Raw genomic sequence first — 13,955 nt, forward strand, 5'->3', positions numbered from 1 at the left:
CCGCCCAGGAGGAGCAAGTCGATGCGCAGGAAATTTGGTATATCAACCAGGGTCGCCGGTGGAGTGCTGGCAGTCTCGATGCTCGCTGTGCTGCACGCCCCCGCGGCCGGTGCGGCCACCGCCGATCAGGCGGGCCATTTGCCTAGCCCGGCCGCCCGGGCCACGGCGTCGTACCAGGCCCTGACCAAGTACTTCGAGACCGGCCAGGACAATCTCCTGCTGGAGGAGTACCCCAATACCCAGACGAACCCCTACTCGTACGTCTGGCCCTACTCGCAGGCAGCGGTCGCCGCCGAGAATCTGGCCGGCATCCCGGGCTCGGGCCGTAAGGCGTCGGCGGAGGCCCAGCGCAGGCTGGACGGCTACCAGCCGTACTGGAACGCGACCACCACGCCCACGGGCTACGACTCCTACGTGCGCCCGCCGCTCGGCGGTGGTGGCGACAAGTTCTACGACGACAACGAGTGGATCGGGCTGAACCTGATCCAGCACTACCAGCGGACTGGTGACCGCTCGTCGCTCGCCCGCGCGAAGGAGATCTTCGCGCTCGTCGTCCACGGCTGGGACACCGACCCGGCGCACCCGTGCGCGGGTGGCGTCTACTGGACCCAGGCACCCTGGAGCCAGGACCGCAACACCATCTCCAACGGCCCCGGCGCCGAGCTCGGCGCGCATCTCTACCTGCTCACCCGGGACAAGTCGTACCTGACCTGGGCGAAGAAGATGTACGGCTGGGCGCAGCAGTGCATGCTGGCCGAGAACGGCCTGTACAACGACCACATCGACCTCGCCGGAAACGTCGAGAAGACCCAGTGGAGCTACAACCAGGGCGTCATGCTCGGCGCCGGAACCCTGCTCTACAAGGCGACTAACGACCGCAAGTACCTCAACGACGCCAAGTCCCTGGCGAAGGCGTCGCTGGCCTTCTACGGCGCCGAGGACCGGCTCTGGAAGCAGCCGACCCGGTTCAACGCGATCTACTTCAAGAACCTGCTGATCCTCGACTCGGTCTCGCATGACTCGAGCTACAAGGCGACCATGCAGGCTTACACCGACCGGGCCTGGAAAGAGGTCCGCGATCCGGCGACGGGCCTCTTCCACTTCGCCGACGGACCGGTCGTCCTGCTCGAGCAGGCGGGCATGGTCCAGATCGACGCCCTGCTGGCCTGGCCGCGTTCCCGGTACGACGAACTGGCCTGACCTGTAACGCAGAAGCGGCCCGCCCCCATCGCAGGGGCGGGCCGCTTCACTGTCTGTGGATCAGGTCGCCGCGGTGGCCGTCTTGATCTCGACCGGGGTGGCGGGCCGGCCGTCGGTCGGGCCACCCGCCGGGATGACACCGGCGTTGGCGACCTTGTCGATGGCCGTCAGCCCGGCCGCGTCGATGGTGCCGAAGGCCGTGTACGCCGGGGTCAGCGCCGACGCGTCGCCGTACACGATGAAGAACTGGCTGCCGTTCGTGTTCGGGCCGGCGTTCGCCATCGCCAGGATGCCGCGGCCGTACTTCAGTTGCGGATAGACCTCGTCGTTGAAGCTGTACCCCGGGCCGCCGCTGCCCTGCTTGGCGGGATCGGCGGTCGGGTCGCCGCACTGCAGCACCTGCAGGCCGGCGCCGACGGTGAGCCGGTGGCAGTTGGTGTTGTCGAAGTACTTCTGGCCGACCAGGCTGAGGAAGCTCTTCACCGTGCAAGGTGCCAGGGCACTGTCCAGGGTCAGGTTCAGGTCACCGATCGAGGTGCCGAGGGTGACCTTCGACGTACCGCTCGCCTTCACCTTGCCGTTGGCCGGTGCGTTCACCTGCTTGCTGGCGGGCTCGGCCGACTTCTTGTAGGTGCAGTCCACCTCGGATGCCAGCGGCGTGGTCCGCTTCGGGGCGGCCGCGATCGCGGTCGGGATCGACTTCGGCTTGTTGTCCGGGCCGGCGGTCGACGGCAGCGCGGTGGGGGCCGACGGCGACGGGGTGTCGCCGGCGGCCGGGGTGTCCTTGCCGTTGTTCCCCAGCACCACGAAGAGACCGACAATCACGACGACCACCGCGACGATGGCCGTGATGGTCACACTCAGCGTCCGTCGCTGGCGACGGCGTTCAGCGTCTCGTTCGGCCTGACGCACGGCCTTGCGTTGCGCGAGCTGATGCTGATGGGTCTTCTTGGACATGCAGAGTTCTCCCTCACCCAAGCGCGGCAATTGCGTGGCGAACCTACAGTGTTTCCCTGAGAACTCGCTGTGTGGTGGCCGAGAAAGTTGTCAGTCCTTGATCTCGCAGATGGCGGCGCCCGCGGCGACGGTGGCGCCGACCTCGGCGGACAGCCCCGTCACGGTGCCGGCCTTGTGGGCGTTCAGCGGCTGCTCCATCTTCATCGCTTCCAGGACCACGATCAGGTCGCCCTCGGCAACCGTCGCGCCTTCCTCGACGGCGATTTTCACGATGGTGCCCTGCATCGGCGAGGTGAGCGAGTCACCCGAAGCGGCCGCCTTGCCGCTGCCGCCGGCGCGCTTGGCCGGCTTCTTCTTCGCCGTACCGGCTGCCGCCGCCGAGGCGCCCAGACCCGCCGGGAGCACCACCTCGAGGCGCTTGCCGCCGACCTCGACCGTGACCTTCTCGCGCTCGTCCGGCTCGGCGCCTTCGGCGATCCCGTCGTACGGCGGGATCTGGTTGTCGAACTCGGTCTCGATCCAGCGGGTGTGCACCTTGAAGCCGTCGGCGCCGACGAAGGCCGGGTCGCTGACGACGGCCGCGTGGAACGGCACCGCGCTCGGCATTCCCTCGACGACGAACTCCTTCAGCGCGCGGCGGGACCGCTCCAGCGCCTGCGTCCGGTCGCGGCCGGAGACGATCAGCTTCGCCACCAGCGAGTCGAACGAGCCAGGCACGGTCTCGCCCTGGTCGTAACCGCCGTCCAGCCGGATGCCCGGTCCGGACGGTGCGTGCCACTTGGTCAAGGTGCCCGGCGCGGGCAGGAAGCCACGGCCCGGGTCCTCGGCATTGATCCGGAACTCGATCGAGTGTCCGCTCACGACGGGATCGTCGTACCCGAGCTCCTCGCCGTCGGCGATCCGGAACATCTCCCGGACCAGGTCGATCCCGGTCACCTCTTCGCTGACCGGGTGCTCGACCTGCAAGCGGGTGTTCACCTCGAGGAACGAGATCAGGCCGTCCTGGCCGATCAGGAACTCACACGTGCCGGCGCCGACGTACCCGGCCTCGCGCAGGATCGCCTTGGAGGACGTGTAGAGCGTCTCGAGCTGCTCCGGCGTGATGAACGGCGCCGGTGCCTCCTCGACGAGCTTCTGGTAGCGGCGCTGCAGTGAGCAGTCGCGGGTGGAGATCACCACGACGTTGCCGTGGGCATCGGCCAGGCACTGGGTCTCGACGTGCCGCGGCTTGTCCAGGTACCGCTCGACGAAGCACTCGCCGCGACCGAAGGCGCTGACTGCCTCGCGGGTCGCCGACTCGAACAGCTCCGGCACCTCTTCCAGCGTCCGGGCGACCTTCATACCGCGGCCGCCGCCGCCGTACGCGGCCTTGATCGCGATCGGCAGCCCGTACTCCGTGGCGAACGCGACCACCTCGTCCGCGTCCGCGACCGGGTTCGGCGTACCGGGGACCTGCGGCGCGCCGACCTTCTCGGCGATGTGCCGGGCCTTCACCTTGTCGCCGAGGGAGTCGATGGCGCTGGGCGGCGGGCCGATCCAGATCAGCCCGGCGTCGATGACAGCCTGGGCGAAGTCGGCGTTCTCGGCCAGGAAGCCGTAGCCGGGGTGCACCGCGTCCGCGCCGGAGCGGGCCGCGACGTCGAGGATCTTGGCGATGTTCAGATAGGAGTCAGCCGGCGTCGCGCCGTCCAACGAGTACGCCTCGTCGGCGAGCCGGACGAACAATGCGTCCCGGTCGGGTTCGGCGTACACGGCGACGCTGCCAAGCCCGGCGTCGGCGGCGGCACGGACGACCCGGACGGCGATCTCGCCCCGGTTCGCGACCAGTACCTTGGTGATGCGCTTGCTGTCAGACACAGCTGATCTCCCTTCGGCGAGCCCGAGTCTAGGGTGAAGCAAGCTTCAGAAGTGACAGGTTGTTGGTCACATCACCGACGGGGCCCGCTCGAAGCAGGACGCCAGCACGACGACTGTCTGAGTGCTGGTCACGCCGTCCACCTGGTGGAGTGATCGCAAGGTCGACTGCAGCGCCTCGGTGCTGGTGGTGCGCACTTTCACCAGCACGGACGCCGGTCCGGCGATGATGTGCGCCTCCTCGACCGCGGGGATCTCCCCGAGTGCCTGCCGGGTCGCCTCGTCGCCCATCCAGGTGTCGGTGTCGAGCAGCACATAGGCCAGTACGCCGCTGCCGAGCGCGGCCGGATCCACCTCGATCGTGGTCCGGCGGATCACTCCGGCGGCCTTCAGCTTGCGGACCCGCTCGTGGGCCGCGCCGGCGGACAGACCGACCGCCTGGCCGAGTACGGCGTACGACTGGGTCGCGTCCTGCTGCAGTTCGGCGAGTAGTCGACGGTCCACTTCATCTACGGTCATATGCACCTCTTGCTGAATACTGTTCTGTGAAATAGAACTATAGCAAGATGAGATTCGGAGAAACGCATGACTGTCACAGTTGCTGAACCCCCGGTCCGGCTCAAGGCCGACCTGATCACGCTCGACGAGCGGTTCGCTCTGGTTGCCCGCGGCGACGACTACCTGGAACGCCTGTACGACGGTGGCCGCTGGTTGGAAGGCCCCGTCTACTCGCCCGCGTGGCGGTGCCTGCTGTTCAGCGACATCCCCAACGACCGGATGCTCCGCTGGGACGAGGTGTCCGGCCAGGTCACCGTCTTCCGGCAGCCCGCCGGGTACGCCAACGGGCACACCCTGGACGGGCAGGGCCGGCTGATCAGCTGCGAGCAGGGCAATCGCCGGGTCACCCGGACCGAGTTCGACGGTTCGATCACGGTGCTCGTGTCCCATCTGGACGGGCGTCGGCTGAACAGCCCGAACGACGTGGTGGTGAAGCGGGACGGCTCGATCTGGTTCACCGACCCGCCGTACGGAATCACCTCCAACTACGAGGGTCACGCCGCGGAGCAGGAGCTCGACGGCTGTCACGTCTACCGGATCTCACCCGATGGCGACCTGACCGTGGTCGCCGACGACTTCGTCCGGCCGAACGGCCTGGCCTTCTCCTTGGACGAATCCCAGCTGTACGTCGTCGACACCCCGCAGCGGCACATCCGCCGCTTCGACGTGAAGGACGACGGGCGACTGGCCGGCGGAGAGGTGTTCGCGCCCTGCGAGGCGGGGGTGTTCGACGGGATCCGGCTAGACGCGGCCGGCCGGATCTGGGCCGCGACGCACGAGGGCGTGCACTGCTTCGACCCGGACGGCACCTTGATCGGCAAACTGCTCATCCCGGACGTGGTCTCGAACCTGTGCTTCGGCGGTCCGAAGCGGAACCGGTTGTTCATCACGGCAACGACGTCGGTCTACTCGTGGCTGCTCACGACGGACGGAGCGCCACCGCCGTACGATCACGGGTGACAACGTCGGTCTAGTGCCCCTGGAGTGCCGGATGACCTTGCTCGAGCCGTTGGCCGGAACCGTCCCCGCGGTCTGGCAGAGGCTGGACGATCGCTTCGCCGGGATCCGCGGTGATTCCCACCTCGAGCGGTTGTGGACCGGTGGGCGCTGGCTCGAAGGACCGGTGTACTCGCCGGCCGGGCGGTATGTGCTGTTCAGCGACATCCCGAGCGACCGGATCCTGCGCTGGGACGAGACGTCGTATCAGGTCTCGGAGTACCGGCATCCGGCCGGCAACACGAACGGGCACACGCTGGACGCTGAAGGCCGGCTGGTGAGCTGCGAGCACGGCAACCGCCGGGTGACCCGGACCCACCACGACGGGTCGATCCGGGTACTGGCCGAAAACCTGGACTCCCAGCGGCTGAACAGCCCGAACGACGTGGTCGCAGCGGCCGACGGCTCGGTCTGGTTCACCGACCCGGCGTACGGGATCGACAGCGATTACGAAGGTTTCAAGGGCGAGATCGAGACGGGCGGCTGCCACGTCTACCGGATCTCGCCCGACGGCCAACTGACCGTGGTCGCGGACGACTTCAATCGCCCCAACGGCCTGGCGTTCTCCAACGACGGCTCTCTGCTCTACATCACTGACACCGAAGAGGCGACCATCCGTGTCTTCACGGTGAACGGTGACACGCTGTCCGGCGGCGAGCTCTTCGCCGAGTGCGGCAACGGCGCCTTCGACGGCATCCGCCTCGACTCCGAAGGTCGCGTCTGGGGCGCCGCGGCGGACGGCGTCCACATCTATCACCCGGACGGGACGCTGCTCGGCAAACTGCTGGTCCCGGAGACCGTCTCGAATCTCTGCTTCGGCGGCGCCAAACGCAACCGTCTCTTCCTCACTGCAACTACGTCTCTTTATTCGCTCTACACGACAGTGAATGGCGGCACCCAGCCCTACGATCACCAGTAGTCGGTGCCGGGTTCGCCCTTGAAGGGGCCGACTACCCGGGAGGTGATCCAGCCGCCATAGAAGTTGCCAGGCTGCGGTTCGACCTGTTCGCCGTCGACGGTGCAGGTGTCCATCGCGGCTGGGTAGAAGGCCACATGATCGATCAGAGCGGCGTACTGCGTGCTGGGCTCGGGGTAGTACCAGGCCTGGCGGGCCGCGAGCTGGTTGCCGCCGACAACGTCCAGGTAGGACGCGAGGCCCTTCCATTCGCAGTACGACGTGCCGTCGGCGGGGCGGAGGCTGCCGGCGGTGAAGGCTGCGCGCGGGAGGTAGTACGTCGGGGGATGGCTGGTCTCCAGGATCCGCCAGGAGGCTCGCGTCTCGGCGACGAGCCGGCCGCCGAGGACGACGACGATGTGTTCGGTGCCGGCGACGATCGCGGGTGGTCGTGGGTAGTCCCAGACCGATTCCTGGCCAGGGCCGGCTGGGGTGCGCTTCACAGCTTCTTGACCTGGTCGATGACGGTGAAGACGGCGAGGAAGCCGAAGGCCAGGAACGAGAAGACCATGACGGCGGTGCGGAGGCGGGTGATCCGGATGGCCCGGGGGAGGGCGCGGGAGTTCATCCACCAGAGCAGGCCGGAGTACACGAACATCATCGTGCCCGCGGTACAGGCCGAGATGACCAGCAGGACCAGTGGCTGGGTCAGGCCGGCCAGCAGGACGATGATGCCGAAGGCAACCAATCCCCAGACCAGCCAGAAGTAGAGCTTCGACTCGGTCACCTTCGAGGTACGCAGGTAGCGGGCCTTGATCATGTCGGCAGCCAGTCGGGATGTGTAGTCGACGATCCCGGCCGCCGCCGCGAACAGCGAGAACGCGCCGATCGCCCAGAACAGGTAGCCGAACCAGCCGCCGACCAGGGACTGCAGCGTGACGCCCTCGATCTTGAGGAAGCTGATCTTGTTCTCCACCGCGGGATTCCCGAACAGGGTCGCGTGGGCAAGCATCGAGGTGAAGATGATCGTGATCACGGTGATGCCGACGAAGGTCGATGCCTGCTCGACGTTCGCGAACTTCCACCAGCGCCGCCAGCGGGCAAGGTTCGGCTGGTCGGGTGGGAAGGTGTAGCCGTTCGCGGTCGGCTCGGCTTCTTCCTCTCCGGTGACTGGTGAGGTCAGGCGGGGGACGTGGACGCCCATGCCGAAGCCCTTGTCGCGGATCCAGTTGCTCTGGCAGAGGTTCTGCCCGCCGCCGGCCCCGGCGTACGCGATCGCACCCATCATCAGCGCGAAGCCGAGCTGGTTGACCGGGAACTCCGGGTGGGTGACGGCGTGGCCGAGCGCGCCGTACGTCTTGCCGCGGATGGCGAAGATCAACGCCAGTACCACGAGCAGCGCGACGGCCGCGATCTTGACGAAGATGAGGCGCTCGAGCATCACGTAAACGACTGGCGCGAGGGTCAGGATCGCACCGATCACCAGCAGGATGCCGATCGCGATCCAGCGTGGATCGCCGGCGCCGAAGAGGTAGGTGAGCATCGAGGCGGAGCTGGTGGCCCAGCCCGGCCAGAGGTTCGCGAAGTACGTCATGAGCGCGAAGAACAAACCCCAGTGCTTGCCGTACCGGTTGAAGCCGGTCAACGCTGTCTCACCAGTTGCCAGCGTGTACCGCTCGATCTCCATGTTCAGGAACCACTGGATGACGATGCCGACGACGGCGCCCCAGAGAAACACGAGGCCGACCTGCGAGGAGATATACGGCCACAGAATGAACTCTCCGGAGGCCAACCCAACACCGGCCCCCACCATCCCGGGCCCGACGATCCGCCACGTCTGACTGGGCGGCTCAGGCAAATCCCGCACCTGTGGCGCGGGAAGATTCTTGGTCAGCAGATTGAACTGCTCACCACGGTCTCTGGGTTTGGTCTCCGCCATGGGCTCCTCATTCCCTCGACCCCCCACCCCCGGACCCTAACCAACCCAACCCGTACAGGCGACCCGACACAGGCCCCGCGGTGGCTGGAAAGGGAAGGAAGGCGAGAGGGGTAGCGACCCGACACGAGCGCCGCGGTGGCTGGGGTTGGGGGAGGCGGGAGCGGCGGCTGGTCTACGGACTCCGCCCGCCGGCGCTGAACGGGCTCGGGCTGGTCGGGGCTCTTCGCGAGTACGCCGCGATGGTGTCGCACCGCGCCGACGGGAGCCGCTCGCGGCCCCTGCCCAGCCTCGCGGGTGGACCTCCGGCTGGCAGACTCCGGGGTGTGGATGGGGCTATGGGCGGGACCGTGACGGTGCTGGTGGTGTCGTATGCCCCCGATGCTGGCGCGGTCACAGCGCCGGCGTACGTGCGTTTGGACGAGCTGGCCGACGGTCTCGCAGGCCACCGGCTGGTACTACGGAATGCCGCGTGGCCGGTCGTGCTCTTCGACGACCCAGCCGATGCGATCGCCGCAGCGCGAGTACTGCGTGAGCAGGCGGCCGGGATTCCCGCGGGACAGCTGCTTCGGATCGCGCTCCACAGCGGTGTCTCGCAGACAGCAGTCGTCCGTCACGCCGAACGCCTGAACGACGTCACCAACCCGGGCCAAACCTTGCTGACAGCCCTCACCGCCGAGGGGGCACCGCCCGCGGCCGAGCTGGTGGACCTCGGCATCCACAGGCTCCGCGACCTTGGAGCCGGCGAACGCTTGTTCGCCCTTCAAAGTGGTGCTGCTGGGGAGTCGGCGGTGCCACGGTCGTTGGTGGCAGTCGCCAACAACCTGCCGGTGATGTTCACCTCGTTCATCGGGCGCCGGGCCGAGTTGGGCGCGATCAAGACCCAGCTCGCCGCGAGCCGGCTGATGACCTTGAGCGGTCCGGGTGGCAGCGGGAAGACCCGGCTGGCGGCTCAGGTCGCGGCCGAGTCGGCGGAGCGATGGCCGGACGGCGTGTGGTGGATCGACCTGGCCTCGGTCACCGACGGCGGGCAGGTGCCTGAGTTGGTGGCGTCGACCGTCGGCGTACCGGCCGGTGACGCTCGCCTGTTGACCCGACAGTTGCGGGATCGGAAGCTCCTGCTCTGCTTGGACAATTGCGAGCATCTGCTCGATCCGGTCGCCGAGTTGGTGGTCGCGCTGCAGAGCACCTGTCCGGAGATCACCGTGCTGACGACCAGCCGGGAGCCGTTGGACATCCCGGGTGAGTCGGTACGCCGGGTGCCGCCGCTGACGGTCAGCGAAGGGCCGGAGCTGTTCGTGGAGCGCGCCGGGTTCGTCCCGGCTGAGGGGGACGCGGAAGCGATTCGGTCGATCTGCCGCCGCCTGGACGGGATCCCGCTGGCGATCGAGTTGGCCGCCTCCTGGCTGCGCACCTTGACGCCGGGGCAGATCGAGGCTGGGCTGGACGATCGGTTCGCGCTACTGGTGCGGAACACGCGAGGTGTCGCGGCCCGGCAGCAGACGCTGGCGGCTTCGATCGATTGGAGCTACGACCTGCTCGAGGCCGGTGAGCGGGCGGTCTTCCGGCGGCTGGCGGTGTTCTCGGGCGGGTTCACGCTCGACGCGACCAGGGCGGTCTGCGAGGACCCCGCCGTACTGGAAACGCTCGGGCGATTAGTGGACAAGTCCCTCGTCGTCGCGGAGGAGGCGCGGTACCGGCTGCTGGAGACGATCCGTGAGTACGCCGGTACGCGGCTGGCCGAGGCCGGTGAGACGGAACAGGTGCGGGAGCTTCACCTGGCCTACTTCCTGAGCGTCGCGGAGAACGCCGTACCACTGCTCGACCAGAACCGAGATGCGTGGCGCGCGGTGATCGAGCCGGATCGCGACAATTTCCGCGCAGCTCTGGACCACGGCCTATCAGCAGCGGAAGTCTCCGGAAGACGGCTGGCTGCTGCCCTGCCGTGGCTGTGGAACCTGGGCGCTACTGGACAGGAAGGAATCGGCTACCTGCGCAGCGCGATCGCATTGGCGCCCGATGATCGATCATTGCTGCAGGCAAGATTGTTGTACGGGTATGCGACGGTCGCCGACACCGCCAGCCCGTTCGACTTCGACGCAGCCGAGCGCGGCCTCGAGCTCGCCACCGAACTCGGCGACGACCGGCTGCGAGCCCACTGCCTCGCTTTGGTTGCTGTTGGCAAGTTCTCCACCGACTTCGATGCCGCGTGGGAGCTGTGTGCCGAAGGCCGGCTGCTGGCCGAGTCGATCGAGGACGTCGGTGCCCGCGATGCCAATCTCGCCTTGCAGTGCGTGTTTCTGGTGCTGCGAGACCGGCATGAGGAGGCGCGTCCCTTGCTCGGACTTGTTGCCGGCGGCCTGATCTCCCGCGGCGAACGCGGGATCGCGACCACCGTCGTCTCCTTACTCGCCTCGAGCCTCGCCTCGACCGGTGAGCTGGCCGAGGCGGTGAAGACCGCGGAGCGGGCGCTGGCGATCGCTGAGCCGCTCGGCGACTTCCATCGGGTCGGCGTGGCCCGTGGCCAGCTCGCGCAGTTGCTCGCGAAGTCCGGCGAGGTGGAGGCCGCACTGGAGTCGATGCGCCCGTTCCTCGAACTCGTCGCGGGCTCGCCGGTTCCTGGTCTCGGTCAGGTGATGGGCGACCTCTACCGCCGGTCAGGGGACCTCGACCGCGCGATCGACTGGTTGCGACAGGCCACCCCGACCGAAGGTCCGGCCGCCGATTCGTACTGGCCGGCGATGACCATGCCGTTGCTGGGCACGGCACTTCGGGAGGCGGGACAGGTCGACGAGGCCGCCGCGATACTCGACCGCGCCGTCGTCCTCGCCCGTCGCTACAAGCTGCCGAAGATCCTCGCCGACGCGCTGGAGCAGCAGGGCTATCTAGCGATGGACCAGGACCCGGACAAAGCCGCGGACCTCTTCCACGAGTCCTTGACCATCCGCGTCGACCACGGCCTCCGCCTCTACTGGCCGGACAGCCTTGCAGCGTTGACGAAACTGGCCAAGCACACCAACCGCCCCCTCGACACCACCCGGCTGGCCGAGCTGAGCCTCGACGAAGCGGTTGCCTACGTACGCCGTACGCGCGGCACCCGCGGCCGCCCATCTACCGGCTGGCCAAGCCTCACTCCCACCGAACGCCAGGTGGTCGCCCTGGCCGTCGAGGGCCTCAGCAACCCCGAGATCGGCACCCGCCTCTACATGAGCCGAGGCACGGTCAAAACCCACCTGGCCCACGTCTACACCAAACTCAACGTAGCCAACCGCACCGAACTGGCCGCCCTCGCGGCAACTATCGCCCGCTAGCCGCGGCCTGCCACCGTTGGCCCTTCTGGTCGGGCTGTTCGGCCTTGGCGAGCTTGCTCGGCCACCAGATGTGGCGGCCGACGTCGTGGGAGAGGGCGGGGACGAGCAGGGAGCGGACGACCGTGGTGTCGAGCAGTACGCCGAAGCCGACCATGAACGCGATCTGGGCCAGGAACAGGATCGGTACTACGCCCAGCGCGGAGAAGGTGGCTGCGAGGACGACACCGGCGGAGGTGATCACGCCGCCGGTGACCGCCAGCCCGGTCAGGATGCCCGGCCGGGTGCCCTGCTCGATCGACTCCTCGCGGACCCTGGTCATCAGGAAGATCGAATAGTCGATGCCCAGGGCAACCAGGAAGACGAACGCGTAGAGCGGGATCGACGCGTCCGCGCCGGGGAAGTCGAAGACGTGGTTGAAGACCAGCGCGCTGATCCCGACCGTCGCGCCGAACGAGAGCACGTTGCAGATCACCAGCAGGATCGCCGCGACGACCGACCGGAGCAGCAGCATCAGGACCACGAAGATGACCGCGAGGATGGTCGGGATGATCACCTTGAGGTCGCGGTTGCTCGCATCCATCACGTCGAGGTTGATCGCGGTGTTACCGCCGACCAGGATGTCCGGGCTGACCGTGTCCAGCTCGGTCCGCAGGTGTTTGACCACCTTGGTCGCGTCGGGGGAGTCGGCCGCGACCTTGAGCGTCGCCTGCACCAGCACCTTGCCGTCGACCACCTTCGGCGGGGTGCCCGGTCTGATCGACGCCGAGGCGGCCGCCACGCCGTCGACCTTGGTGGCGGTCTGGACCACCTGATCGGCCAGCGCGACCGGCGTGAGGATCTGCACCGGCGTACCGGCACCCGCGTCGAAGTGCTTGGCGAGCTCCTCCTGGCCGGTGACGGACTCGACCTTGTTCAGGAAGAGGTCCTCCTGCGAGATGCCCGAGGCCTTGAAGGTGGGCAGGAAGAGGCCGCAGGCGATCAGGGCCAGCGCGCTGATCGCCCAGACCTTGCGCGGGCTGCGGCCGACCAGGCCGGAGACGCGTCCCCACAGCTTGCGGCCGCCGACCTGGTCCTTGGCGTGCACGTGGTCGAGGCGGGGAGTGGCCGGCCAGAAGATCCGGCGGCCGAAGGCGAGCAGGATCGCGGGCAGGAAGGTCATCGAGGAGATCAGCGCGCCGGCGATACCGATGGCGCCGACCGGGCCGAGACCCTTCGTGCTCCCGAGTTGGGACAGCAGCAGGCAGAGCAGACCGAGGATGACGGTCGCCGCGCTTGCGGCGATCGGCTCGACCGCTGCCCGCCAGGCGACGCGCATCGCCTGGTATTTGCTCTCGTAGTCGTGCAGCTCTTCCTTGTATCGCGAGACGAGCAGCAACGAATAGTCCGTGGCGGCGCCGACGACGAGGATGAAGAGGATGCCCTGACTCTGGCCGTTCAGCCCGATCACGTCGTTCTTGGCCAGCGGATAGACCACCAAGGCCGCCAGCGCGAGCCCGAAGACGGCGGTCAGCAGTACTGCGATGGGCAGGACCGGGCTGCGGTAGACGATCAGCAGGATCACGAAGACGACGGCGAGAGCGACGCCGAGCAGGATCCCGTCGATCCCACCGAAGGCGGTGACGAAGTCGGCGAACACGCCACCCGGTCCGGTCACGTAGACCTTCAGGCCGGTCGGGGTGAGCGTCTGCTTGATCTCGCCGCGCATCTGGTCGGCGACCGCGAACAGGGCGGTCTCGCCGTTCTTGACCACGTCGTCGAGGTTGTCGCCGTTCAGCTCGAGGGTGATCAGCAATGCCTTCTTGTCGGCCGACGGGATGATCGTCTTCGCCGGCGCGGTGAGGTACTGGCCGATCGTCTTGCCGGCACCGAGGTCGATCGACGGCACCTTGGCGAGGAAGGCGTTCGCCTTGGTGACGTCGTCGGCGGTGATCCCGCTGTCGCGCTCGATCAGGACGAAGTACGGCAGCGCCTTGGAATCGACGAACTTGGCCGACTCGTTGTTGACCAGGGTCGACTCGGCCTGTTTGGGCAGGAAGTTCGCGTTGTCGTTCTCCTGGACCTCGCTCAGCCGGCCGACCGTCGGCCCGCCGATCGCGCCCAGCACCAGCCAGCCGATCAGTACCGCCGCGATTCCCGCCCGCCATGCCCAGCGCCGGTTGTTCCGCACCCGCGTCCCCTATCCCTCGGTTGACGGCACAGTACCCAGTTGCGTCGACAGCGCCCGGCACCGGCTGGGCGACCCCGGTGC

General features: G+C 67.8%; 10 protein-coding genes. 4 read left to right on the plus strand and 6 right to left on the minus strand.

The features are described 5' to 3' along the window. Positions 1-78: 78 nt before the first annotated feature. Positions 79-1,200, plus strand: coding sequence for a glycoside hydrolase family 76 protein (locus tag F1D05_RS27020; protein ID WP_246485999.1), 1,122 nt, complete (start codon positions 79-81; stop codon positions 1,198-1,200). Between the two features lie 60 nt (positions 1,201-1,260). Here F1D05_RS27020 and F1D05_RS27025 read toward each other — a convergent pair whose 3' ends face one another. The 3 genes from F1D05_RS27025 to F1D05_RS27035 form a co-directional block, all read right to left on the minus strand. After that, positions 1,261-2,157, minus strand: coding sequence for a peptidylprolyl isomerase (locus F1D05_RS27025; protein ID WP_185443281.1), 897 nt, complete (start codon positions 2,155-2,157; stop codon positions 1,261-1,263). Between the two features lie 90 nt (positions 2,158-2,247). Continuing rightward, the gene (locus tag F1D05_RS27030) at positions 2,248-4,014 is read right to left on the minus strand and encodes an acetyl/propionyl/methylcrotonyl-CoA carboxylase subunit alpha (protein WP_185443282.1); all 1,767 of its coding nucleotides are present in this window, start codon (positions 4,012-4,014) and stop codon (positions 2,248-2,250) included. Positions 4,015-4,080: 66 nt separating this feature from the next. Then, complete coding sequence (locus F1D05_RS27035) at positions 4,081-4,530, minus strand: Lrp/AsnC family transcriptional regulator (protein WP_185443283.1); 450 nt, start codon at positions 4,528-4,530, stop codon at positions 4,081-4,083. Positions 4,531-4,596: 66 nt separating this feature from the next. Here F1D05_RS27035 and F1D05_RS27040 point away from each other — a divergent pair, with 66 nt between their 5' ends. Beyond that, on the plus strand, positions 4,597-5,529 hold the full coding sequence (locus F1D05_RS27040) for an SMP-30/gluconolactonase/LRE family protein (RefSeq protein ID WP_185443284.1): 933 nt from the start codon (positions 4,597-4,599) through the stop codon (positions 5,527-5,529). A gap of 31 nt (positions 5,530-5,560) precedes the next feature. Beyond that, a complete protein-coding gene (locus tag F1D05_RS27045; RefSeq protein ID WP_185443285.1) occupies positions 5,561-6,484 on the plus strand; it encodes an SMP-30/gluconolactonase/LRE family protein in 924 nt (307 codons plus the stop codon). Here the strand turns inward: F1D05_RS27045 and F1D05_RS27050 are convergent. Continuing rightward, entirely contained in the window at positions 6,475-6,963 is a 489-nt protein-coding gene (locus tag F1D05_RS27050) for a DUF427 domain-containing protein (RefSeq protein ID WP_185443286.1), read from the minus strand. The genes F1D05_RS27045 and F1D05_RS27050 overlap by 10 nt on opposite strands. After that, positions 6,960-8,399, minus strand: a complete 1,440-nt coding sequence (locus tag F1D05_RS27055) for an Nramp family divalent metal transporter (RefSeq protein WP_185443287.1) — start codon at positions 8,397-8,399, stop codon at positions 6,960-6,962. Before F1D05_RS27055 ends, F1D05_RS27050 begins: the two co-directional genes overlap by 4 nt. 335 nt (positions 8,400-8,734) lie before the next feature. Between F1D05_RS27055 and F1D05_RS39450 the strand changes: the two genes are divergently transcribed. Next, positions 8,735-11,707, plus strand: a complete 2,973-nt coding sequence (locus F1D05_RS39450) for a helix-turn-helix transcriptional regulator (protein WP_185443288.1) — start codon at positions 8,735-8,737, stop codon at positions 11,705-11,707. Here F1D05_RS39450 and F1D05_RS27065 read toward each other — a convergent pair. Continuing rightward, a complete protein-coding gene (locus F1D05_RS27065; protein WP_185443289.1) occupies positions 11,694-13,874 on the minus strand; it encodes an MMPL family transporter in 2,181 nt (726 codons plus the stop codon). The genes F1D05_RS39450 and F1D05_RS27065 overlap by 14 nt on opposite strands. Positions 13,875-13,955: the final 81 nt, after the last annotated feature.

This window comes from Kribbella qitaiheensis (assembly GCF_014217565.1).
In the GTDB taxonomy this organism is placed as follows: Bacteria; Actinomycetota; Actinomycetes; order Propionibacteriales; family Kribbellaceae; genus Kribbella; species Kribbella qitaiheensis_A.

What these genes read in the sequence shown, in the direction of transcription:
- F1D05_RS27020 (WP_246485999.1), top strand. Translation starts at nt 79, where the DNA reads ATGCTCGCTGTGCTGCACGCCCCCGCGGCCGGTGCGGCCACCGCCGAT.
- F1D05_RS27025 (WP_185443281.1), bottom strand. Translation starts at nt 2,157, where the DNA reads ATGTCCAAGAAGACCCATCAGCATCAGCTCGCGCAACGCAAGGCCGTG.
- F1D05_RS27035 (WP_185443283.1), bottom strand. Translation starts at nt 4,530, where the DNA reads ATGACCGTAGATGAAGTGGACCGTCGACTACTCGCCGAACTGCAGCAG.
- F1D05_RS27040 (WP_185443284.1), top strand. Translation starts at nt 4,597, where the DNA reads ATGACTGTCACAGTTGCTGAACCCCCGGTCCGGCTCAAGGCCGACCTG.
- F1D05_RS27045 (WP_185443285.1), top strand. Translation starts at nt 5,561, where the DNA reads ATGACCTTGCTCGAGCCGTTGGCCGGAACCGTCCCCGCGGTCTGGCAG.
- F1D05_RS27055 (WP_185443287.1), bottom strand. Translation starts at nt 8,399, where the DNA reads ATGGCGGAGACCAAACCCAGAGACCGTGGTGAGCAGTTCAATCTGCTG.
- F1D05_RS39450 (WP_185443288.1), top strand. Translation starts at nt 8,735, where the DNA reads ATGGGCGGGACCGTGACGGTGCTGGTGGTGTCGTATGCCCCCGATGCT.